Origin of the sequence: Vibrio sp. E14 (assembly GCF_020515785.1) — a bacterium.
GTDB lineage: Bacteria > Pseudomonadota > Gammaproteobacteria > Enterobacterales > Vibrionaceae > Vibrio > Vibrio diabolicus.
Genome location: NZ_JAHPJI010000020.1, coordinates 1 through 22,961, shown reverse-complemented (window position 1 = coordinate 22,961; position 22,961 = coordinate 1). Strand labels below are relative to the sequence as shown.

Annotated in this window: 19 protein-coding genes and 1 other RNA gene; 5 read left to right on the top strand and 15 right to left on the bottom strand. The window is 43.1% G+C overall.

The features are described 5' to 3' along the window. Positions 1 to 155: 155 nt before the first annotated feature. Entirely contained in the window at positions 156 to 1,538 is a 1,383-nt protein-coding gene (locus LIX84_RS22855) for a DEAD/DEAH box helicase (protein WP_226422231.1), read from the bottom strand. Then, positions 1,532 to 2,077, bottom strand: a complete 546-nt coding sequence (locus LIX84_RS22850) for a hypothetical protein (RefSeq protein WP_025577768.1) — start codon at positions 2,075 to 2,077, stop codon at positions 1,532 to 1,534. The genes LIX84_RS22855 and LIX84_RS22850 overlap by 7 nt, the downstream gene beginning before the upstream one ends. Positions 2,078 to 2,178: 101 nt before the next feature. On the opposite strand from LIX84_RS22850, the gene LIX84_RS22845 reads away from it, so the two are divergent. After that, on the top strand, positions 2,179 to 2,487 hold the full coding sequence (locus tag LIX84_RS22845) for a helix-turn-helix domain-containing protein (protein WP_065646500.1): 309 nt from the start codon (positions 2,179 to 2,181) through the stop codon (positions 2,485 to 2,487). A 2-nt stretch (positions 2,488 to 2,489) separates the two neighbouring features. On the opposite strand, the gene LIX84_RS22840 is transcribed toward LIX84_RS22845, so the two are convergent. The 6 genes from LIX84_RS22840 to LIX84_RS22815 form a co-directional block, all read right to left on the bottom strand. Beyond that, complete coding sequence (locus tag LIX84_RS22840; RefSeq protein WP_025577765.1) at positions 2,490 to 3,584, bottom strand: TniB family NTP-binding protein; 1,095 nt, start codon at positions 3,582 to 3,584, stop codon at positions 2,490 to 2,492. Continuing rightward, positions 3,553 to 5,418 carry a transposase family protein gene (locus tag LIX84_RS22835; RefSeq protein ID WP_226422230.1) on the bottom strand — a complete coding sequence of 622 codons (1,866 nt, stop codon included), beginning with the start codon at positions 5,416 to 5,418 and terminating at the stop codon, positions 3,553 to 3,555. Before LIX84_RS22835 ends, LIX84_RS22840 begins: the two co-directional genes overlap by 32 nt. Positions 5,419 to 5,420: 2 nt before the next feature. Beyond that, entirely contained in the window at positions 5,421 to 6,044 is a 624-nt protein-coding gene (locus tag LIX84_RS22830; RefSeq protein WP_226422229.1) for a Tn7 transposase TnsA N-terminal domain-containing protein, read from the bottom strand. A gap of 119 nt (positions 6,045 to 6,163) precedes the next feature. Beyond that, an RNA gene (gene ffs / locus LIX84_RS22825) (signal recognition particle sRNA small type) lies at positions 6,164 to 6,260 on the bottom strand. A gap of 137 nt (positions 6,261 to 6,397) precedes the next feature. Then, positions 6,398 to 8,401, bottom strand: coding sequence for a GGDEF domain-containing protein (locus LIX84_RS22820; RefSeq protein WP_226422228.1), 2,004 nt, complete (start codon positions 8,399 to 8,401; stop codon positions 6,398 to 6,400). 152 nt (positions 8,402 to 8,553) lie between these two features. Beyond that, complete coding sequence (locus tag LIX84_RS22815) at positions 8,554 to 9,297, bottom strand: hypothetical protein (RefSeq protein ID WP_226422227.1); 744 nt, start codon at positions 9,295 to 9,297, stop codon at positions 8,554 to 8,556. A 257-nt stretch (positions 9,298 to 9,554) separates the two neighbouring features. On the opposite strand from LIX84_RS22815, the gene LIX84_RS22810 reads away from it, so the two are divergent. After that, the gene (locus LIX84_RS22810) at positions 9,555 to 9,857 is read left to right on the top strand and encodes a DNA base-flipping protein (protein ID WP_134646971.1); all 303 of its coding nucleotides are present in this window, start codon (positions 9,555 to 9,557) and stop codon (positions 9,855 to 9,857) included. 30 nt (positions 9,858 to 9,887) lie between these two features. Here the strand turns inward: LIX84_RS22810 and LIX84_RS22805 are convergent, their stop codons facing one another. Beyond that, entirely contained in the window at positions 9,888 to 10,322 is a 435-nt protein-coding gene (locus LIX84_RS22805; RefSeq protein ID WP_226422226.1) for a YbaY family lipoprotein, read from the bottom strand. Between the two features lie 240 nt (positions 10,323 to 10,562). Between LIX84_RS22805 and tesB the strand changes: the two genes are divergently transcribed. Continuing rightward, entirely contained in the window at positions 10,563 to 11,423 is an 861-nt protein-coding gene (tesB, locus tag LIX84_RS22800; protein WP_226422225.1) for an acyl-CoA thioesterase II, read from the top strand. Positions 11,424 to 11,487: 64 nt separating this feature from the next. Here the strand turns inward: tesB and LIX84_RS22795 are convergent, their stop codons facing one another. Then, positions 11,488 to 14,553: a cadherin repeat domain-containing protein gene (locus LIX84_RS22795; protein WP_226422224.1), complete on the bottom strand. Its 3,066-nt coding sequence runs from the start codon at positions 14,551 to 14,553 to the stop codon at positions 11,488 to 11,490. 461 nt (positions 14,554 to 15,014) lie between these two features. Next, on the bottom strand, positions 15,015 to 15,479 hold the full coding sequence (locus LIX84_RS22790; protein ID WP_226422223.1) for an Lrp/AsnC family transcriptional regulator: 465 nt from the start codon (positions 15,477 to 15,479) through the stop codon (positions 15,015 to 15,017). 138 nt (positions 15,480 to 15,617) lie between these two features. On the opposite strand from LIX84_RS22790, the gene LIX84_RS22785 reads away from it, so the two are divergent. Further along, positions 15,618 to 16,712, top strand: a complete 1,095-nt coding sequence (locus LIX84_RS22785; RefSeq protein ID WP_005390576.1) for a PLP-dependent cysteine synthase family protein — start codon at positions 15,618 to 15,620, stop codon at positions 16,710 to 16,712. Between the two features lie 64 nt (positions 16,713 to 16,776). Here the strand turns inward: LIX84_RS22785 and LIX84_RS22780 are convergent, their stop codons facing one another. Next, positions 16,777 to 17,094, bottom strand: a complete 318-nt coding sequence (locus LIX84_RS22780; RefSeq protein WP_005390574.1) for a DUF1244 domain-containing protein — start codon at positions 17,092 to 17,094, stop codon at positions 16,777 to 16,779. 213 nt (positions 17,095 to 17,307) lie between these two features. Here LIX84_RS22780 and LIX84_RS22775 point away from each other — a divergent pair, with 213 nt between their 5' ends. After that, on the top strand, positions 17,308 to 17,883 hold the full coding sequence (locus LIX84_RS22775) for a porin family protein (protein ID WP_012842010.1): 576 nt from the start codon (positions 17,308 to 17,310) through the stop codon (positions 17,881 to 17,883). 90 nt (positions 17,884 to 17,973) lie between these two features. Here LIX84_RS22775 and LIX84_RS22770 read toward each other — a convergent pair whose 3' ends face one another. From LIX84_RS22770 to LIX84_RS22760, 3 genes are all read right to left on the bottom strand, one after another. Continuing rightward, positions 17,974 to 18,171: a type II secretion system protein gene (locus LIX84_RS22770; protein WP_047008491.1), complete on the bottom strand. Its 198-nt coding sequence runs from the start codon at positions 18,169 to 18,171 to the stop codon at positions 17,974 to 17,976. A 223-nt stretch (positions 18,172 to 18,394) separates the two neighbouring features. After that, the gene (gene vmeF, locus LIX84_RS22765) at positions 18,395 to 21,508 is read right to left on the bottom strand and encodes a multidrug efflux RND transporter permease subunit VmeF (RefSeq protein ID WP_074191048.1); all 3,114 of its coding nucleotides are present in this window, start codon (positions 21,506 to 21,508) and stop codon (positions 18,395 to 18,397) included. After that, on the bottom strand, positions 21,508 to 22,617 hold the full coding sequence (locus tag LIX84_RS22760) for an efflux RND transporter periplasmic adaptor subunit (RefSeq protein ID WP_226422222.1): 1,110 nt from the start codon (positions 22,615 to 22,617) through the stop codon (positions 21,508 to 21,510). The genes vmeF and LIX84_RS22760 overlap by 1 nt, the downstream gene beginning before the upstream one ends. Positions 22,618 to 22,961: the final 344 nt, after the last annotated feature.

Sequence of the window (22,961 nt, the reverse complement as noted above, 5' to 3'; positions counted from 1 at the left end):
GCACCATCTGGAGATCATTTGGTTACGGCTGAAGATATTCTGTTTACGAGTGCCTCGCAAGCCGCAGCCGTCCTATTTGGCTATCTTTGCAGTAGTCCTGATTACTAGAAAAACTCTTCAGGTAAAACATTGAAACAGATTGAAGCAGAATTAGTTTAAGTGAACGCTGCGATGACTCTCTGTTTAAATTGGCCTAACCTCAGCTCATCCAATGCTAAAGTAGGCTCAACATTATTTGGGTTAATGATATCTGAAGCTTTTCCCCAACTAAGTAAGCTTGGTTGAGAGCGATTAGATTGAGCGCTTTCCGAAACGGTGCTTATTGGTAAGCATTGTGAATCTACAGCACTCGGCACATTATTCTCTTGTTTAATGTACATGCAGCTATCAGGAATATCCTGCTCAATTCTTTCAGCAAACCCAATCAAACTTTCTTCAGCAAAGGTATACAACCATGCTTCTTGGTTGGGTGAATCATTAACTCTCAATATTCTCCCAAGGACCTGTCTAAAATAGAGTTCCGTTTTAACCGAACTCATATGACAACAAACCTGTAGCCGAGGAATATCCGTACCTTCACTTATCATCCCAACACTGACTATCCACTGAACATTCGAGTTTCGAAAAGATTCAATTTCATTTAGTGGGCTTACGTGGTGATAAGTCACAATGGTGGCTGATTGATTAAACTGCTTGACCAAGCGTTTTTGAATATCTTTCGCGTGCTTGATAGAAGCAGCGACCACCAACCCGCCTGCGTTTGGCGAAAGTTCCCTGATCTGCGCTAGCTTTTTACAGGCACTATTCAAGATGTAATCCATTGCTTCTTCATTGTGAATGACGCTTTGATAAGAAACATCGGATTCTTTAAGGCATTCCAAAATGGAAGCAAAATTCTGATTACTATTACCAATCTGGATACTCAAATGCTCGTTGTCTATCAAGGCAATTTTAGGTTGGCGACATACCCCATCAACAACTGCCTGTTGCAAGCCGTATTGATAATCGCAAACAAGCATGCCTTCTGGATCAGAATACTCTACCATAACTATCGGTAAACGGTCAGAGCGCCAGGGAGTGCCCGATAGAGCCAGAGTATAACGAGCAAAGCTTTGGATCTTTGACACAATCTCTAGCCCCCATGAATTTGACCGCCCCTCATCATCAAACGAGCAATGGTGGATCTCATCAAATACGACTAATACCCGATATTTACTAACGGTGTTCCAGAAGTTTTCATCTAAAAAACGAATGGATTGATAGGTGTAAGAGCCCCCAAGAGAACCCAAGCCTCCATTAAAGGAACATTCCAATGTCCATGAAAAGGTATTTTTCATCCCTTCGGCAACCGAAAGCGACGGTGAAAAACAGAGAACTAAGTCAATCATACCTTCTTGAAAAAGACGCTTAGCAACCTCTGCAGCCATAACAGTTTTACCCGCACCAGGAGTGGCTTGACAGAAAAAATGTGGGCGTCGATTTGATGAAAACTTATTAATAGCCTGATCTACGCACTCAGCTTGCCATGCTCTCAACATTTTTGTGCATTACCTTGCACCACTTGCATCCAGTTCGTTAACGCATTAATTCTGCCTAATAGCTTGGCTGAGCGTTCTCTTGCCAAATTAAATAGTGGTTGTATCTCTTGCTTGTTGTTTGGAAAGCGCATCAGTAATGATTGATACTCTTCTATTTCTCCCAGAGTTATCGCTAACTCACCTTCATGCAGCTTCTTCTCTTGCGCCAATGTATTTAGGGAAGAATCGAGAATTTGACCAGTCACTGATTCCTCAGTGACCTTTCTTTTTCTGGGCATTCTAGGCTCAATAGTGAGCGCTTTGAAGTCATTGGTTTGGTGGTAACGCTTGTCCCTGCGAGTCCCAGTTACAGAAAGCCAGCCTTTCTCCTCAAATGATAAAAGTTGCTTATAAACATACTTTCGAGCATCGTCACTGCTCGGAAAGGTTGAAGTACCGTTTAACAAAGCATCCCTAGCTTCTATAACAGAAAAATTATCCATCCCTTTTTCAATCAATAGGTTAAACATATCAAGGTTAATTCTGGTTACTTTCTTCATGTGACTCTTTCATTCAATAAAAACTTAGGATTGCTAAGTATACAAAAATCAGTAAAACTTAGACAATCTAAGTTATCTAAAGGTTGAAAAGAAATGAGTAAGTGCAGAAAGACAACCCAATCCCAGCGAGGCTCAAAGCTGCGCGTAAAAAAGCCAAAATCACCCAAAAAGATTTAGGGGTGAAAATTGGTATGGAACCAAGTTCTGCTAGTGGTCGAATGAACCATTACGAGAAAGGTAGGCACGTACCAGATATTGGTACACTTGAGCGTATGGCTGAAGAGTTAGATGTGCCACTAAACTATTTTTTCTGTAGAAACGAATTGAGCGCTGAATTGGCATGCGCAATTGATAAGATGAGTGATGAAGAGAAGGCAGCGTTGCTGAAGAGTTTGAAGAGCGAGGGGTAATATTAGGCTTTAAGTCCATTTTTGGTCAATAACATGCTCAACGGAATTGCATCCGTAAAACGTGGAGCAAGTATTTTATCTTCTGAAGCGATGGCATTTAGGTTGTAAGACGATCCAGAGTCAATTTGATGAAGACGAAGCTCCTCTACAGGACAATTGAAGGGATTATCCAAATAGGGAAACTTAAACGAAAACGTGCGTGACAATATCGCTTTGTCTATCGTATCGACATTCTCATTGAAACTCATAAGTAGTGCATCTTTCAAGAAGTGCTTTAACGCTCGACACTCCCCTTTACACATAACAAACAAAGGATATAACACCTCATTTTTTGTAAGCACTGGCGCTTCATCAAAACCCATTCTCGCACTCAAACCTGCGACAAATTTCGCAAAGTGCTTTTTTTGCTCCAAGTCAAAGCCATAAGTTGCCACTTCACTCGAATGGTTGGTAGCTTTCAGCAGCTTAAAATAATGAATCTTTCGTCTCCAACTCAATCGCGAATTCCATTGTGGCTCTGTCGCTATGACATCAGCATATGGCATACCAACCAGCACAAACGAGACTTTTGCTTCTTCACTTATATATTTGAATGTATTCGCAATAGTTTGCCTTTCTTCTGCTGTAGAAAACTCCACAAGCTCTTGAATTTCATTGACGATAATCAGCTCAACAGATTTACGTTTAAGTTGCTTTACAACAGCCTCTCCAAGAGCAATTTCATTACGTCGTCGAGTACCTCTTTCGCCCGACTTTCCATCTAAATCGACTAAAAACTGTGTGAGCGTATTCTGCTCATTTATACGGCTCGGTACTCTGGTACTGAGAACTGGTTGCTTTCCCCAAGTTGAACCCGATTGATAGCGCGAGACATAGTTGTTGATCATAGCCGTCTTTCCACTTCCAGCTTCACCGGTTATTAGAAAAGATTCCGGTTCACCGCCAAGAGAGTGGTTGAAACGAAGTTGATCCAAAATAGAGTAGATTTCAGTTATTTCAGGGTACTCGATAAAGCAAGTTTCAAAGGACTTTAGTTGCTCAAACTGACTAGATGTTAAGTTCAAATTAATACCCCTCAATATCTTCGAAATCATCATTAGATAATTGCCCTGAGACATCGAACAACACCGTATTTTCTTGTTTAACTTGAGTCGTATTGATTGAGCTTGGTCCGTCTGAGCCCACATCATTAAACTTTGCTAATTTCGAAGTATTGCCCGTTTTAGGCAAGCTAGACTTACTACTTTTTGCACTGTGGAACCTATCGGTTTCTTCCTGAATACGTTTTTTCATGTATAGAAATGTGTCCGCAAGTGCCTCATCGTCAGCAAGCTGCTTAGTGTTAAGCCTACGTACTTTTTGTATTCGCTCATGCTCAAAAAGGGACAGCCCTTTTGTATATCCGCTGTTGTCTACCGCTGGAACTTTTACGTACCTCTTTTCAGATTCTAGGTAAACATGAATAGAACTGATATCAGAAGGGTCTGTTTTGGTCTTAACAAACAGCTTTTTGCCATTGTTGGATGCCCAATATTTACGGTATTCAATAAGTTCTGAGGACTGATAGCGTAGGTTATGAAGCCTGATCCCTGCCACTCCAATGGTTCTGTGTCTAAGCAAACCTAGCTCAACTCTAAGCTGCTCCTTCTCAGCACCATCGTAGTAGGAAGGAGTCCATTCCGATTGGTTCCACTTGTGGTATGGAATATCACGCTCTCTTGAATCTGGAGCCATGTGGTAATAATCGACAATCCACTTATGGAGTAATTCAAGAAACACAGAAACTCTAACCACCGCATCCTTCTTTGGGTTGTAATCTTGTAGTTGAGTAGGATTGGTGAATGTTTTTCCAGGTAGTGCGTTCACTAACCCCTTGTTCATCTGATCAAACAACTTTTCGATCCCTGACTTTCGCCAAGGTTTAGCAGCTTGGCTGTATTGAATGTCAGACACTAGAGGCCGTAACGAGTCTTCTAAGCTTTGACTCCAAAACTCAGCGCCATTATCGACAACTAAACAGTCTATTTTACCGTGACAAGGCCATTCATTATCAATAGATGGATACTTTTGTTTTACCCAGCTCTTATCTAGTACCGAGTTCAATAGCGCCTTTCTGACAGAGTCAAAACTAGGTTCTCTAAAGTTGATGCTGCAACCTACGATACATTTACTGAAACGGTCATACAGCATCGTGAGATAAGGCCGCCCCAAAGGAATGTCTAGCTCATCATCAATTAGAATAACTGGAACTGGGGTATGATCAATTTCGACATATTCCATTGGTTTGGCCGCAACGACTTGCTGACCAACCGAGCGAAATTCTCGGTCTGCGTGTCGTTTGCCAAACCTTGCGATCGCTACCTCATATGGAGGTAAGTCGTGTATTCGATTATAAAAAGAACGCTCTGAAATTGGTTTAATTTTCCCCTCGACAATCCCGCGATTTATTTGAATCACTCGACTCTTATAGTATCGGTATGCTTCTGCAACGCTAAGTCGTTCACGTGTCAGGTATACGTTCTGAATTGCCTCGTCAATCAAGGATTTCGAATCCATTTCTTTTTGGCGGTTGCCCTTAAACGTATGCTTCGGAATAAGTGCACATGGGTCTTTACCCGCTTCAAAGTAATATTTTTTCCAAGTTGCTAAAGTTCGCCAACTCGGGGGAGTGAGCTGTAATTCTGGTTCAATGAGACTTAAGATAGGGGTCAAGTTTTTCTCGGTCCATCCACCTTTTAAACGCTTCTCCACGAAATCGATGATTTTGATACGACGGATAACTTCTTGCTGTACCTTCGGAGATTGAGAATCAATAGTTGAAGAGATTTCAATAGGTTCTTGAATTAGCTCTATTGGAAGCGGCTGAGACTCTCCCTCTGAAGCTTCAAACTCATCAAAGAACCCAAATATGTTATTAGAGTCCGATGACATGGTTAACACCAAACGTAGGTTTCGAGACCAAAGCCAATGCCGTTTAAGTCTGTTTTAACTTGCCCCGAAGAGATCCAAGGTAGAGTAGAGATAAGTGTGTCCTTCTCCGATAAACCGAAACACAAAGACACCTCTTGTAACTTCACCATTTGTTTACGTTGAATAAACGCCAACACTAACTTTTGAAACTCAGTCACGGTTCGCAATCCAGAGTAACGGTGTAGTAGCTTAAAGTTATTTAAAGTTGGACCCATTCTAATTTGCTTCTCAGTAACTAAAACTAAGCGTCTGTTAAAGTCATTCAATGCAACTCTTTGTTTCTCTTTAAATCGGTCCCTGAAGTCAGGTTTGAGAATCTGGCTAGAGTGTTTTACTTCGAAGAAAATTGAATGGTCATCGTGATCTGTCGCCAAAAAGTCGGGGGTATATCGGCATTTTCGATTATTGAATTGATAGTTGAAGCCAAAAGGTTGGGAGGTAAAGCTTTTGATGTCTGCGTTATATTCGAGGTGAAAACAGAAATCAAACTCTAAAATGGACAGAGTGCGAACAACTGCATCATTCTTCAAGCTCATGAACTTACAGATGTTGTGTACGTGAGATGACTTCTTGGTTTGGTCGAACATAGCAAAATCACTTTTGTTGTAAACCCACAACAAAAAAATAGACTATGAAGACTTATGGTGCAAATATGAAGAAAGCCTGCAATTTGTGCGAACATATATTGCAGGCTTCATAAAGGGTGGGACCCCAGCCACATCCCGGCACACAAGTCACCCGCTGCGGCTGCTTCCTTCCGGACCTGACCGAGTTCACGAGCTATTGTTGCGAGAGGACCAGAGCCCCATAATTCTTTTCGAGAGGACTTGCCTCAATCGATGGGGCGATTATTCAGTATCAGCCCTCATAATGCAAGAGCAAAAACCTTGAATTTCATCATTTCATTGCCGTTTGGACAAAACTCGATCAATTCATTCCTCTATGATTGAGCCACGTAACGATGCGAAGAAGGATAACGGCGTGTTGACTGCTTACTTGAATACATATCTTCATCAGCTAAATGCATGGCTTGCTCTAAGCTCATGTGCTGTTCTCTTTTTGCAGAGACACCGATAGAGATACCCACAGACTCTAACTCACTACACAGTTTGCCTTTTACATCAATTCTGCTGAGCTCTTTCATTGCCCTATTTAATTCTGCTTGAGTCGGATAGCCCAACAAGATGAACTCATCTCCCCCTATCCGGTAACTTTTTCCTGACCATACATAATGAATTTTTAGCGCCAATAATTGCAACACCTCATCACCAGCACGGTGACCGTACGTATCATTGATTCGTTTGAAGTGGTTAATATCCAAGTAAAGTATGGATAGATCTTTGTTTACGCCTTTTCGATGTTTTACTTGCAACGCGCGGCGATTTCTTAACCCCGTTAAATTGTCAGTATTCGATTGACGATAAAGATAAAACGAAACGCAAATCGCAAACAACAATACAAAGACAAACACAGCCTGCGTTTGCGTTGCCAGCCGAACCTCATATTCAAGCGCGGTACGCCAATCTGGGCGCAGGTCGTACTGGGCAATGATCTTATCAACTTCCAACATCGCTATCGCTCGACTGAAAAAAGGAGCAAGCATGGCACCTTTCTCGTTCGCCACCAATCCAACAGAAAGTTGTGACTGGTAAAACTCGCCAATCGCCGTGTCCTGCTCTATCGGAACCAACTCGCTCAGACGTAAAAAGTGGTTGAGCATCGCTGTATCCATCGGAATGTAATCGACCTCTTCATTCAATAAACCCTGAATGAGTTCTTGTTGGGTACGATAACGTTTCAGCTCTTTTAGCGGTAAAAGTTGCGTCATCATTTGGTCGAAAAAGTCGTCCGCAACCACGCCAATCCGCTCAGAGATCAACTGTGACACATGAGAGTAAGTGTTCGGCTTGTAACCTAAACGCTTGACCATAACGGATGCTGGTGAGTAATGGGGCTTGGGAAAGTAACTAAATTCATGCCGCTCGCGACTGACCGTTAACGGCGCTAAAATTTCGAAATTCCCCTGCATAAACTCATGATACATGGAACCCCAACTTTCATTTGGCTCACTAATGATCACGCAGTTTAATGCCAAGATCTCGCAGCTTCTCAGGACGACATCTGCCGTCATCCCTTCGATACTGCCGTCTTCGTTGTAAACAACATATGGAAAGATAGATTCGAGCTTGATCCGTATAGGCTCACTAAAATCGAGAGGTAATAAGCGAATAGATTCTCGCAATGCCGCTCGCCTTAGTTCAAATTGATACTTGGAGATCTCTTCACGAAGTTGCTTTTGCACTCCTTCCCCATGAATAAACGTAGCGAACGTATCCAACTCTTCGAGATGATGATCTTTTTTACTGATGATCGATACTGGCTTTATCGAAATCTGATCATTCAACATCTTAGCGTCAAAGCCCTCCAGCAGCATCGGCTTAAGCTGATTGATGGCATCGACTACGCCTTCAACAACGCCTGATCTCAGTAACGTTACCGCTTGCTCATGACCTTGATAAGAGACCTGTTTTAGCTCCGGGTAGTATTGTTTAAGTAATTCGGCATAAACCGTATCTTTAGGGACGCCAACTCGTGAAATGTCACTCAACGTCGAGTCTTTTAAACCAAAAAGGTAGGTATATTCGATATTAGTTGGACGGGAGTAACTAAAGCGTTGAGCACGCTCTTCTGTGTAAGTGATATTCGCAGCAAAGTCCGCTTCCCCATTCGCGACGGAATTTAGAATGGCATCAAAGCTGGAATAGTTCACATATTGAACGGTAAAGCCGAACTCTTTCGATGCAGCATTAAAAAGAACACGGGTGACGACATCATCCGCTTCTGTCGCAACTTTATAATGAGCAATTAAAGGTGATTCAGCTTTTACATTCAAACTCAGTAGGCAACAAGTAAAAAGCAACAGTGTTCGAGCAAAGGTAGTCATGACAAACTTATCTTAAATCAACCACTTATAATGTGGTTATTATTATTGGAAGTTTAGTAAATATGAAATGAAGAACATATACTAATCTTCATTTTGTTCCACAACCAATTCGATAGTCTGCCGCACGTGTCACTTTTTACCTGACGAAATACTCATAATTCTGCCTGTTCATCGCTGCTACGTAAGATATAGTCCGTCATCCAAGCCGTTCCTAACAAACAGATCCAAACAACAAAAACAGGGTTTGGTACATCTGTAGTCGGACTTACCACTAAGGCAGCAAAGCCAACAGTCGGTAATGTCCAGCACAATAGTTTACTCCAACGAATGGAGTGTTTAAGCTTCGCGAGGGTTTCCATTGAAGCCAGCATTCCTGTCACGCTCAATGCCACAAGAACGGCATATGGCAAGCCAGCAATCCATAATGGGAACAACAACAGCATCGGCCACCAGCTGTGCTTATTGGATGGGGTCCAATGTACAGCAGACCACCACATCGCCATGACCGCGACAATTTGAACCACTGTAACCCAAGCGGATCCATCTAGCTTCCCACCTTGTTGCGTGACCATAATACCGACTTGTAGAGTAAGTACGATTAGGCCTGCGGTGAGCAGAACGCCCAACGAACTTCTACGAGAGAACACGACCATTAAAAGTGGGAAAAGGATCAAAATACCAATCGATAGCGCGATTGGCTGCATTGAGAGCGTAGCGCCAAAAGCCATCATTGCGCCCAGTAACACCAAGCCTGCAAACCCGCCTTGTGGCAAGATCCACAACGCCGGGATCATGAGTGCAAGAACGGGAATATCTCCCTCGCTCAAACTCATCGCTCGAACGCACACCACTGCGAGTAAAGTCGTAATGAAAAATTGAAGTGTCGATAAAACCATAGCGCCTCCTGGCTTCCCCACCTACTTGGTAGCTCAACGGCAAAAACTGGGATTAAAAGTCGTTGAGAGGGTCTAGATTCAAGCTTAGCTTGTGTTTGTTTTATGCTTTTTAACGCTTATTAACATACGGCACGACTGAAGAGAAAATGTGATCAACAAAAGTCAATCGCGGGCAATATAAACGTTAAGAACCGTTAGCAATATACAAGTCCGATGGTTTACCATTCCTTAGTAATCCACAATAGACACTTTTGAGTATGGACCAATTTTTAGCGCAAATCTTTGCTGTAATTCACCAAATTCCAAAAGGAAAAGTCTCCACCTACGGGGAAATCGCAAAAATGGCAGGTTACCCGGGTTACGCAAGACATGTTGGTAAGGCGCTTGGTAATTTGCCAGAGGACAGCAAACTCCCATGGTTTAGAGTGATAAATAGTCAAGGAAAAATATCCCTAAAAGGCAGTGACTTAGAACGACAAACAAAGAAATTAGAAGCCGAAGGAATTGAAGTATCTGAGATTGGAAAAATTTCGCTAAGAAAATACAAATGGCAGCCTTAGGCTGCCATTTTTTGTTCGCTGAGTTTGATATTAACGCGTGCCAACTAGACGAATATCCAACTGGTGAGTTTGTGCTTCATCTGTGATTACACCGTTATGTGTATCGCTGATAAAACGCAATTTACCATCCACTTCAATACGCGCACGGACGCTATAACGATGGTTTGGTTTGATTTCATTGTTATCGTAGTTCAGCTCAAAAGAAAGAGGAACTTGTTTGCCTTCCGTTTCGAATATCTGCTTTGCTAGTACTTTTGCTGGCGCGTCAGCCAAAGACACATCTTCTAACGCGACGGTAACCACTGCGTTTGGCGGCAGAGCAATACGCTCGCGGTAAGCCACTGTACCTGTAATCGTCTTCATTGACGCCTCTGCAGATTCCATTTCTGTATTTTGAGAAGTTTGGCAACCCACTAACGCAGCCCCAAAGAGTAAAGAAGTAACAAGCAGTAGTGTTTTTTTCATATCTTCCTCGAAAAGAGTATTAAACCGGAGCAATTATAGGTGTGGAATATAAAACTGTCTGCTTCCTGTCAGTTTATTTGACAATAGTTTGACTGAGTTAGAATTTATCAAACAATTGATTTTGTTTCATAATCGGAACAATACTATTTCTAAGTTACTCAATAGTTCTTAACTATGGCACTTCACAAGAGTGAGACTGTTGAGGTAAGTTGGAGTGAAAGACAACGGTGAGGAGACACAATGAGTAAACCATTACGAGAATTGCTCAGCCTACTACAACTCGAAAAATTAGAAGAAGGCTTGTTTCGTGGCCAAAGTGAAAACCTAGGTTTGCCTCAAGTGTATGGTGGCCAAGTGATTGGGCAAGCGCTTTCTGCTGCGCGCTACACTGTTGAAAAAACACGCGCGGTGCACTCCTTCCATAGCTATTTTTTGTACCCAGGTGATCCAGAAAAGCCCATTATTTATGATGTAGAAAACCTAAGGGATGGCCGTAGCTTCAGCACCAGACGCGTTAAGGCGATTCAAAATGGACGCCCTATTTTCTACCTAACGGCGTCTTACCATGGCGATCAACCTGGGTTTGATCATCAAAAGGAAATGCCAGACATTCCTGGCCCAGAAAACTTCGCCTCTGAGAGTGAGCTTGCTAGCCATATAGCCGAATTTCTGCCAGAGCGACTACGCAAAACATTTTGTGGTGAAAAGCCAATTGAAACCCGTCCTGTTACGGTCATCAACCCCCTAAAACCCAAAAAAGCAGAGCCTAAACAGTATCTTTGGATTCGTGCCAATGGTGAAATGCCAGAGAACCTGCTTATACATCAGTACCTGTTGGCCTACGCATCAGATTGGGGATTCCTCGTGACAGCAATGCACCCACATGAAGTGTCATTAATGACGCCAAACTTCCAAGTTGCCACCATTGACCATTCAATCTGGTTCCATCGTCCCTTCAAGATGGATGAATGGTTGTTGTACGCAATAGAAAGCCCAACAGCGAGTAATACTCGTGGGTTAGTGCGTGGCGAAATCTATAACCAGCAAGGTCATTTAGTGGCAACCGCAGTGCAAGAAGGTGTAATGCGCTATACCAAGTAACCGCTAAACCTTAAACGACAAAAGGAGTGCTCAGCACTCCTTTTTTGTGGGTATCAAACGATAATTAATTTGGTTGATACTTCATGTTAACAACCGACCATTCATACAATGTTCTCGGCTTTCCAAATTCGTTTCCGTTATGAATCATACCAGGTTCCAAATAAAAGCCACCAGGCTTACTCTCTAAAAACGATCCTTTATCACTTGGCAAAAATTCGCGTTGGCCGCGGCGATAAATAATCACTGGCGCTACTAACTCATACTCTACGTTTTCCATCCTCGAGTCATCAATTATTAAGAACCGAGTCATACGAATCGTGCTGCCGCTGGTGCAGTATCCTGGGTCATCGTAGTCAATTGCTTGAAAAGGCTTGAGATCATCTTCGAACAGTTCTGATGTACATCCATCAAATCGAGCCACATGTACCCACGCAGCTTTTATTAGAGTTGGGTCATCGTTACCCACCGGCTTAAATATAAGCTTCGCAACCTTACCTTTGCCGTATAATTTCAATTCTTCGTCCGTTGGCTCACGCACTGAACGAACGTTCATCAAACCAAACTCACTTTCTTCTAAATTGGAAAATTCAAGCTTATTCAGAGTACTAATCAACACCGTTTGTTCAGTCTCAAGCAATGTATATTGATCCGCAACACCTTCATCTGCAAAGCTTAGATATACCTCAACTTTCTGACTTTCCAACGCTTCATAATCTCGAGATTCCCCTTCCGAAACGTCAAGAGAAATCCAACGTCTTTTTACCGGTGGGAGGTCAAGTAACGTCAGCTCTTCTTTACCAACATCTAATGAAGCGACACCGTTAGTTGTTGAGCCGGATATTTGATAGCTGCGTTTTCCTAATGGTGTACCAAAGTCTAGCTTAACCTTTTTAAATGGTTCAAATTCCACCTTCATTGTAGAAGTACTTAAACCAGGGTGCTTCGCTTTATTAATGGTGCCGTTAACCAATACGGTTTTAGTTGTATAGTTACGTGCAGTTAGCGTCACTTCTAATTGGTACTCGCCTGCGTGCAAAATCTTCAAACGCCCCGTCTCAGAAGAGACTAACTCAACCACAGGATCTTTTTGGTTAATAAGACGATAGCTGGCTTTCGCCTCTCCTCCACTCATCACTGGTGAGATAATAGTACCCGCTGAAAAGTCTACCGTTGGATAAGCAATCGATACAGGGTTTGTGCCTTGTTTAATCGTGACCGAGAAACTACTTTCACCCGGATCCACTTTGTCGTCCCCCGCATCCGAAACAATAATTTTTGTGCTACCCGCGTTGAGAATTTGCATGGCACCCGTTTGGCTGTTTAAGGAAACCACATCCGTTGCTGCGTTGTCTTCAAATCGGTAAGTAACTTCCCCAACCGTACCAGAGATTTTCGGCGCAACAAATGTTTGACCAACCTTCCAAACCTCTTCCACATCGGATTGAACTTCAATTCGACTCGGAGCACTCAGAATTGTAACGTCGACTTTTTGATCAGGACCAACGGTGTAATTCGCGCTCTCCTGTCTACGCACCGTTAACGTCGCTTTACCCGCTTTATACACATGGAGAAGCCCTTCACTGAAACCACCGACAACATCTGGTGCGGTGTTATCTACAATCTCAATTTGCTCGTTAGCGCTCAAACCAAAATCACGGTGAAGATTAAAACTGTATTTATTACTGTATACAACGTCATAATCGTGCGTTGCCATCGGTTGACCTTCAGCCTTTGCAACTTTGATGACTACATTAAACTGAATTGGTTGATATAAATCCCCACCATCATCTTCAAACTTAAGACGATATTCTCCAGCCGTCTCTACTTCTAACTTGCCATCGGTCATTCTTAAGCCGTCCGGTAAATTACCGACTAGGCTTACGTTGCCTTTTTGTCCTGAAAATGCCAAAGGAATTGAGAGGCTAGGCTGATAAATAAGCGACATTTCAATGTCGTTCATCACTGGATGAGGCGCGCGACTAACTTCAACATTGAAGCGAGCTTTACTTGCAGGATAATTACGCATTTCATGCTCGTAGATTTCAACTTCAGCCGTACCTACACCTTTGATCAGCAGTGCTTCACTGCTCATAGATTTAGCGATAACATCTGTGCCGCTAATAATTCGCAGTGAATAGTCGCCGCGAGCATTCGTCACCTTAGGGAAAATTCGGCCACCTTCCTCATAAGTTTTCACAACATCCGCTACGCTGATTGCTTCGCGTTGACCTTGTTTTACATCCACAACAAATTGCGCCGTTTGCTGCTTATCTAAAAAGGCATCGCTGTAAGTTGCTGTCGCTTCAACGGTTAACTGCCCAACATTATGAACAAGGAGCACACCTGACTCAGGGTTGAGTAACTCGGCAACTTTGTTGTCTGGTTCGCTGCGAATGATTTTGTATGTGATGCTTTGCGTTTGAGCTTTATCTAAACGTGCAGGTTCTAACGTCAGCCCTTTTCTATATTCGTCTTCCAGCAAGGCGAATTGAAGTTGCCCGGATGCTACTCCATGAAGCTTCACCGTCGCGCGAACTTGCTTCGGCAGATAAAGCTCGTTACCTGAGTCAGTAATCAGTACCGACGCCTGACCAATTGAGCCTAATGAATATACCGAACCGTTCTGATCAACCCGAATCAAGTTATGACCACTTTCTACTTCATAACTCAATTCACCTTTTTGGCCACGAACGGTCAGCGCTTTCCCTTCAGATTCGATTGCATTGAAGTTTAGATCACTAACCGAAAGGTCTGTGTTAATACCTCGTTCCACAGTGATAGAAAATCGTGCTTCAGAGGATTCATAAGCAGAACTGCTATCCGTAGCCAGAATTGTTGCCGTTCCTGGACGCAAAATTTGTAGCATTCCAGAGTCATTAATTTTCACAACATTTAGCGGATTAGAGTCAATGACTTGATAAGACACCGAGCCATGTACATTGCTCAATTTTGCCTCTGTAACGGTTCCCACGCCCTCAAACTTCAATAACGTGTCTTCAGCTTTTAACTGTGGACGGCTCTGCTTTGTTATCGTAGTTGGTGTCTTTGTATTGTTCGTTTTAGAGTCACCTCCACCACCACAACCAGCGAGTAACGCCGCGAGAAAAAGCAAATAATATTTTCTGTTCATTTTTAGAAACACTTTGTCACAAATAAGTGCTAGCGATAATAATACGATGTTTTATTAATCACTATATCCATTTTTGAGTACTTTGTTACTTAAGTATTTGCTACTGTATTACGCATAAAAAGAAATGTTCAGAAGTGGTGACTAAAATACACAAAACAACACTAAGCAAACGTTTAAATTAAACCAATTAATTAATTTAGTAAAAATGAATATTCAATAAAAATAAAACACGAAAAATAAAGAGAAAAAATTGCGTTATTTTTTCATGCGTTTTGCTGTATGAGCACTTAATAAAGGATAAAAAACAAACAATTAATGCGGAAATAGAAGAGAGAATAAATATCGTTTATATTTATTCCAATCCAGTAAAAAGTAACCTAGTTAGAATAACCCTGCTACCTGTTAACACTTAAAATGCTAACTGGTAGAGTAACCATTAAATAAAATTCGTATAAAGCTATTTAGTTGAGAAGTGGTAACTCAGTCGTATATTTAATGGATTCCATAGCAAATGTTGAAGTCACATTAGACAATCCCTTTACACTATTAACTAAGCGCTTATAAAACTCGTCAAAACACTTCATATCTTTCACCAGCACTTTCATCATGTAGTCATACTCGCCGGCCATACGATAAAACTCCATTACCTCGGGGAGATCACTCACTGTTGTGACAAAATGGTGATACCAATCTTCGGAGTGATCGATGGTTTTTAGCTGAACAAAAGCGATAAAAGACAGGTCGAGTTTTTCTGCACTCAGTAACGCCACGCGCTTTTCGATGTAGCCTTCTTCTTCCAACCTTTTCAAACGCTTCCAACATGGCGTCGTTGTCAGATTTACCTGCTCTGCTAACTCATTTAATGACAAGGTGCTGTCGGTTTGTAACAACGCAAGCAGCTGTTTATCGACTCGATCCAAACTCATCCTATAAAACCCACGAAGTGTAGAAAACTTTTCTATCAAAATAGTCATTACCGGCAACTATAGCAAAGTTTTTCTCTCGTATTATAGGTAAATTATTCCCATCTAATGCTTATCTATCGATTTCCAAGGAGAGACGCCATGTGTACTGACCACAACTGGATCAACAATGCAGTGCGTAAAATTGAAGCAGACTTTCAACGTTCTGCTGATACTCATTTATTTAAACTTGAACTGCCTTCTCTTGATGGTATCGATATCTACCTAAAAGATGAGAGCACGCATCCAACAGGCTCTCTGAAACACCGATTGGCACGCTCGTTGTTTCTTTATGCGATTTGTAACGGATGGATTGGTCCTGAAACCACAGTGATTGAAGCGTCCTCAGGCAGCACTGCCGTTTCAGAAGCGTATTTTGCTCGCTTGCTTGGCTTACCGTTCATTGCTGTTATGCCGAAAACCACCGCACGTAAAAAGATTGAACAAATTGAGTTTTACGGTGGTAAAGCGCATCTTGTAGAGCGCTCAGATCAGATTTATGACGAGTCTCGACGTTTGGCTCAAGAGTTAAATGGCCACTACATGGATCAGTTTACTTATGCTGAACGTGCGACTGACTGGCGCGGCAACAACAACATTGCGAACTCTATCTTTAGCCAAATGGAACTAGAAGATCACCCAATTCCTAATTGGGTAGTAATGAGCCCAGGAACTGGTGGCACGTCTGCAACCATTGGCCGTTTTATTCGTTACCAAAAATACGACACCAAACTTTGTGTCGTAGACCCTGAAAACTCGGTGTTTTACGACGCTTTCCAGTCAGGTAATCACTCATTAAAAGGTGAGACCGGCAGCAAAATTGAAGGCATCGGTCGACCACGTGTCGAGCCAAGCTTTATTGCAGGTGTTATTGACGAGATGCGCAAAATTCCAGACGCTGCCAGTGTGGCAACTGCACATTGGGTTTCTCAACTGATTGGGCGTAAAGTAGGCGCATCAACGGGGACGAACCTCTACGGTGTGCTTCAACTGGCCTGCGAAATGAAACAACGCGGTGAAACAGGCTCTATCGTGACACTTTTATGTGACTCTGGTGAGCGTTACTTAGATACGTATTACGACTTAGCATGGGTAAAAGAGAACATCGGTGATATTCAACCTTACCTCGCGCAACTTGAAGTCATTCAAGCGAAAGGCTGTGTCGAACCTGCATGTTGCGGTCCAATTACCGCTTAATATGTAAATTCGAATGTAAAAAAACAGCCCGCTGATGTGCGGGCTGTTTTTTTGGAAATGAGTATTACTTTTTCTGACGCGCTTCAAACGCCGCCAATTGTTCTGGCGTTGCCGCTGGCTGATGATTTTGTTTCCATTCATCGTAAGTCATGCCGTAAACACGTTCGCGAGCGTCATCAATATCTAAATCCACACCGAGATTTTCCGCTTCAGCTTTGTACCATTTGCTAAAGCAATTGCGACAGAAGCCCGCAAGAATCATGAGGTCGATGTTCTGCACGTCTTTATTCGCGTCTAAATGCGCCAATAAACGACGAAATGTCGCCGCGTCTAACTTATCTTGTTCTTCTTGAGTCAGGTTTTTATATTTGAATTCAGCCACTTTCCTTTCCTTCTCTCTTATTTGATTGACGTTAGTCACCATACCGAATAGTAAGTTCTCCAGCCTAGGAAGTCTGCTTTAGCGCAACAATTCCCAGTCTAAATGACTACCTTTGCGTAAAAGCTGATATGATAAACGCCATCTATCTTATTGATTAAATTAATATTAACACAACTCATTACAACGGTCTTTTACAAAGGTTATCGTCAAGTTATGAAAAACGCCATTCTATTATTGTCTGCCTTGACCATCAGTGTGCCGACTTTTGCTGCTCAAGAACAAACTCATCAATCTTATTTTTATCTGGGTACTGGTAACGTCGGTTTTGATACACCCTATTTTGGCTCAGACAGAGACAATGAGTGGTCCACACCACATATCACTGTTGGTTGGGGCTATCATGTTAATCAATACCTTGCGTTTGAAGGTGTGCTTCGCTATTCCCAAAACGAACTTAAGAACGACAAACTGAAAACAGATTTGGATTTGCACTATTACCAAGCGGGTATGTCAGCTGTATTGACCAGTGATAACCTTGGCGATACGCCACTTTCTTTGTTTGGCCGCGTGACCGCGTTAGGGACTCAGGCAGAAATGTACGTTCCAAACCAACAAAAAGTCACCGATGATTCAGGAGCACTATTCAACATCGGTGCTGGTGTCCATTGGGATATGAGCAAAGACATCTGGTTGCGCGCAGAGTACATCTATAATGTCGCAGATATGGGCTTTGAAGATTTTTACGACAGCTACGAAGGTGTGCAAGTTAGCTTAGGGAAACGCTTCTAACATTAGGTAGCACCAAGTTACCAGAATTGAAATACAAACAAGCCGAGGTTTTTACCTCGGCTTGTTTTACAATCTACGGAGTGTCATCAGTTACTGAGCGGAGAACTTTTCTGTTGTCTCTTGATTCACATGGCTACTTGGTTGACCGGTATCGAGAGAGTGTAAAATGCCATCTTGACGATCTTTTAGTGCATTCGTTAACGTCGGAAGTGCAGTGGTCGCTAACAACGCCATAACACCCGCAACTAAAACCATTTCTACCATGTAACTACCACGTACTTTTTTCAAGAGAACACCTCAAATAATAATAGGTATATGCTGCTTTCCCGGCATGACACCTAACAAGACCCGACATTCAGTCAAATACGATGAGCGAGTCCTGTGCCCCTCGAAGAAGTGGCGAAATAATAAACAAAAATAATCATTAGATCTATAAGTAATCACTCTCAATATAAAAAAACACCGAACAAAAGTTGTTCGGTGTTTTCAATCAAAGCTTTACGTACAGCGGCTAAGGATGAGCAATACGGCCTTTTGTATCGTGGCTGAGTGCTTTGTTCAATTCTGCTTCTACATGACCTGGCGCCTGTGTTTTCGCCGAAATCAATCGGTACATAGCCGGGATGACAAATAAGGTCACCAATGTTGCAAATCCCATCCCGAAAAAGATCACGGTACCCACAGCAATACGACTCTCATAACCTGCCCCTGTCGAAACGATCAGTGGGATGGCACCAGCAAGCGTGGTAAATGCTGTCATCAAGATCGGGCGTAGACGTCGCGCAGCTGCATCAATAACCGCTTTTTCGAATTCAACACCACGGTCTCGCAACTGGTTGGCAAATTCGACAATCAAAATGCCGTTTTTCGTCACCATGCCGATCAACATGATCATGCCAATCTGGCTGTAAATGTTCATGCCTTGCCCCATCACAACCAAGCCAAGGAAGCCACCAAATACGCCCATCGGCACCGTAAACATCACCACTAACGGGTTCACGAAGCTTTCAAACTGAGCCGCCAACACGAGATACGCCACAAGCAATGCCAACGCAAACACGACAGCAACACTCGCTTGGTTCTCTTTAAAGTCTTTTGACTCGCCAGAATAACTCACCGAGATGTCACCTGGTAAGTTGTCTATCGCTTGTTGATCAAGGTAATTCAGCGCGTCTCCTAATGTGTAGCCTTCTGACAGATTAGCCGTAATAGTGATGGATTTCTGTTTGTTGTAGTGAGATAGACGAATAGAAGCTGCTACTTCTTCAATTTTAGTGACCGCGTCTAACGTCACTAACTGCCCACTATTGGTTCGCAGATAAATCTGGCTTAAATCCGCAGCATTATTAAAGCTGTTTTCATCACCACGAAGATACACATCATACTCTTCGCCACGCTCAACATAAGTCGTTTCACTTTTACCACCAAGCATGATTTCTAGCGTATCAGAAATGTCTTTGACACTGACCCCTAGTTCTGCGGCACGCTGTCTGTCGACCGTAACCAATAGCTCTGGCGTTTTCTCTGAGTAATCGATCTCAGCACCTTCCATCATTGGCGATTCTTCTGCTTTGTTTTTCAACATTTCAGCCCAGACGAGAAGTTCATCGTAATCAGAGCCACCTAACACAAACTGAACAGGCTCACTCGAACCACCTTGGAAACCAGGCATGAATGGGAACACTCGAACATCAGGTATGCCAGCCAGTGCGCCACGCACTTTGTTAAGCGCTTCCTGAGCTGTTACATCTCGCTCGTTCCAGTCTTCTAAAATCATGATAACAAAGCCGGTTTGATCGCCTGCCTGTCCACCAAATGCAGGCGTTTGAATACTAAACGACTTCAGATACCCTTGCCCAAGTAATGGCATCAATCGGTCTTCAACAATGTCCATATTGGCTGACATACGATTGTATGACGTAGCATCAGCCCCGCGTACAAACGCAAACATCACCCCGCGATCTTCTTGAGGGGTCAACTGGGCTGGCACTTGGTTCATCAAGAAGTAACTGCCGCCCAAACACGCCAAAATCACCAGCGGTGCAGCCCAACGCATTTTCAATGCGCCTTTCAATAATGAGCGGTAACCACTCTCAAGTTTACTAAATAGGCGATCGACCACTTGATTAAATCGATTTGGTTTTACATTCGCCTTCAAAATCTGACTACCCAATACAGGAGTTAATGTTAGGGCGATCAAAGACGAGAAAATTACTGACATCGCCAACAAGACAGAAAACTCAGTAAATAGCAGACCTACCATGCCATCCATAAAAGAAATCGGCAGGAATACCATCACCAGCACTAGCGTTGTCGCGATAACGGCAAAGCCTACTTCCCGCGTGCCTTTATAGGCCGCAAGCAAAGGCGATTCACCACGTTCGATATGGTGGAAGATGTTTTCAACAACCACAATCGCGTCATCCACTACCAAGCCGATAGACAGGATCAACGCCATCAAGGTGATTAAATTGATAGAAAAGCCAAAGTAATAAGCGGCAATGAATGAGGAAATCAGCGATACCGGAACAGTAACAGCTGGGATCAATGTTGCACGAGCTTGACCAATGAAGATGTACAACACCAAAATAACCAAACCGCCCGTAATAAATAGCGTGCTATATACCTCTTCTATCGAACGCTCGATAAACACCGTTGCATCGTAGTCGATAGCAAGCCGCGTTCCTTCCGGCAAGAACTTTTGGATGTTATCAACTTCAGATCGAACTAATTTTGCTACTTCTAACGGGTTCGCATCAGACTGAGGAACAACCCCCAAACTAACATTGACGACGCCATCGCTTTTAAAGGTCGAGTTTTCGTTTTCTGCACCGATAAAAACATCAGCGACATCTTTCAAATAGATAGGCGTGTTGTCGCTTGCCCTTTTAATCACGAGGTACTGAAAATCTTCCGGCGTGTTATAGCTGCGCGCTGTCCGTACCGACATGACTGTCGAGTCATTACGAACTTCACCACCCGGACTTTCTAAGTTTTCACTTCGCAGTGCCGATGTAATGTCCGAAGCCGTGACTGAGCGCCCCGCCATCAGCTCTGGCTTAAGCTTCACGTACATCACCTTGTACAAACCACCAGAGAGATCAATGGAGCTCACCCCAGAGATCAAGCTAAAGCGATCCATCAATACACGTTCGGCATAATCCGTCAATTGAGTGCGGTCCATCTCTGCAGAGCTGAGGTTTATATATAGGGAGGCCTGACCTGAACCGTTATTCTTGTAGACAATTGGATCGTCCGCTTCATCAGGTAGCGAACGTTGAGCGCGAGCCACCGCGTCGCGAACATCACTAACCCCCGTATTGAGATCGTAACCTAGCTCAAAAGTGATCGTGATACGCGAACTGCTGTTTCGCGTCGTCGAACTGATCTCATCTATTCCGCTGATGCCTGAAAGCTGATCTTCTAATACAGAAGTAATTTGACTCTCGATGATCGTCGCGGAAGCGCCCTCATAACGCGTACTAATGGAAACGACCGGACTTTCAATGTCCGGCATTTCTCGCACCGCTAGTTTCGTAAAGGATACAAAGCCAAATACACACAGCAGCATACTCAATACCAACGCTGCGACTGGGCGTTTTACAGAAACGTCAGAAAGTAACATTAGTTTGCTTCCTTAGCCGCTTCGTCTTGCGTGCTTTGAACACCTTGATTACCAGTTGCGTTAGCTGTTTTTGACTTTCCTGGTGCGATAATTTCCTTGACTTCAACACCATCTCGCATATTAACGATGCCCTGTACAACAATTTTGTCGCCAACTTCAACGCCTGATTCAATAACGACTTCGTTATCGACACGAGCACCGAGAATGACTTCTTGTCGAGTCGCTTTATTGTTGTCATCGATGACGTATACGTAACGCTTGGTGCCAGAGTATTCTAGTGCTTGAACTGGGATAATTGGCGCTTCAATCGCTGGGAAGGCCAATGATGCATTCATTAACATGCCCGGTTTTAAGCGGTTTTCAGGGTTTTCAAACTCAATACGCACACGCAGGTTCAGCGTTTCTGCGCTGATTCGCGTATCAATACCTGTGACTTGACCAGTAAACGTCTGTTCACCCCATGCACTGGTTTTGGCAATGACTTCCATACCAATAGAAAGCATCGATAAATAGCGCTCCGGTACTTGTAAATCCAGCTCCATGACCGAAAGGTCATCCAAGGTCAACAGCTCTGTACCCGCGCTAACCATTTTACCGCGACTAAAGTCAATGAAACCAACAGTGCCAGAGAATGGAGCCGTAATATGAAGATCGGCCAAATTTGCTTGAGCGGCGTCCAGCCTTGCTTGTGCGATTTCAACACTTGCTTTTTGTGCGTCGATCTCAGTTTGGGTTATAGCATTTCGCTTAACCAAACGTTGAAACTCTTTTAGCTTACGTTGTTCATCTTTAAGGTACGCCTTTGCCTCAATCAAAGCGGCTTGAGCCTTATCATCATCCAACTTGATTAACAGCTGACCTTGTTGGACATTTTGATTCGCTTTAACAGCGATTTGATTCACTTTGCCGGCGACTTCCGATGCAACAACCACAGACTCCGCCGCTTCTAATTTACCGATAAGCGATAAGGATTGATTGATCTCGTGCGTTTCTACTTGTTCAGTTACGACGGTAACTGCTGAGCCTCGCATAACTGCGAAAGCTGATGGAGAACTCATTAATATAGAAAGCGTTAAAACAGATAACGATAACGTGGCTTTCATGCTCATGATATTGACTTCTAAACGAATAAACTTATGTCATTAAACTGCTTACATTTTATCAGTAGATACGTGGTTTAACGTCAAGTAGTGTAAATTCAAGTAAAAAGAGCGTTTCTCTTCTGTTCAAAGGACACACAAAACGCTGACTTTCTACCATCTTTGCCCAAAAAGACAGCATTCAACGTAAAAACGCAAGAAAAACGCTTTACAGCCTGAGCGAGTTTGCTATGATTCGCTCCGCACTTGGGAGATGAGTTGGGAAAACATCTTGCTAAGTATAAAAATCCCTGGAGGGGTTCCCGAGTGGCCAAAGGGAGCAGACTGTAAATCTGCCGGCACTGCCTTCGATG

Bases quoted from the DNA above. Each gene is read 5' to 3' on its own strand.
- LIX84_RS22855 (WP_226422231.1), bottom strand. From the start codon at position 1,538: ATGTTGAGAGCATGGCAAGCTGAGTGCGTAGATCAGGCTATTAATAAG.
- LIX84_RS22790 (WP_226422223.1), bottom strand. From the start codon at position 15,479: ATGAGTTTGGATCGAGTCGATAAACAGCTGCTTGCGTTGTTACAAACC.
- LIX84_RS22785 (WP_005390576.1), top strand. From the start codon at position 15,618: ATGTGTACTGACCACAACTGGATCAACAATGCAGTGCGTAAAATTGAA.
- LIX84_RS22850 (WP_025577768.1), bottom strand. From the start codon at position 2,077: ATGAAGAAAGTAACCAGAATTAACCTTGATATGTTTAACCTATTGATT.
- LIX84_RS22810 (WP_134646971.1), top strand. From the start codon at position 9,555: ATGGACCAATTTTTAGCGCAAATCTTTGCTGTAATTCACCAAATTCCA.
- LIX84_RS22835 (WP_226422230.1), bottom strand. From the start codon at position 5,418: ATGTCATCGGACTCTAATAACATATTTGGGTTCTTTGATGAGTTTGAA.
- LIX84_RS22830 (WP_226422229.1), bottom strand. From the start codon at position 6,044: ATGTTCGACCAAACCAAGAAGTCATCTCACGTACACAACATCTGTAAG.
- vmeF (WP_074191048.1), bottom strand. From the start codon at position 21,508: ATGTTACTTTCTGACGTTTCTGTAAAACGCCCAGTCGCAGCGTTGGTA.
- LIX84_RS22840 (WP_025577765.1), bottom strand. From the start codon at position 3,584: ATGATGATTTCGAAGATATTGAGGGGTATTAATTTGAACTTAACATCT.
- LIX84_RS22775 (WP_012842010.1), top strand. From the start codon at position 17,308: ATGAAAAACGCCATTCTATTATTGTCTGCCTTGACCATCAGTGTGCCG.
- LIX84_RS22805 (WP_226422226.1), bottom strand. From the start codon at position 10,322: ATGAAAAAAACACTACTGCTTGTTACTTCTTTACTCTTTGGGGCTGCG.
- LIX84_RS22795 (WP_226422224.1), bottom strand. From the start codon at position 14,553: ATGAACAGAAAATATTATTTGCTTTTTCTCGCGGCGTTACTCGCTGGT.
- LIX84_RS22820 (WP_226422228.1), bottom strand. From the start codon at position 8,401: ATGACTACCTTTGCTCGAACACTGTTGCTTTTTACTTGTTGCCTACTG.
- LIX84_RS22760 (WP_226422222.1), bottom strand. From the start codon at position 22,617: ATGAGCATGAAAGCCACGTTATCGTTATCTGTTTTAACGCTTTCTATA.
- LIX84_RS22815 (WP_226422227.1), bottom strand. From the start codon at position 9,297: ATGGTTTTATCGACACTTCAATTTTTCATTACGACTTTACTCGCAGTG.
- tesB (WP_226422225.1), top strand. From the start codon at position 10,563: ATGAGTAAACCATTACGAGAATTGCTCAGCCTACTACAACTCGAAAAA.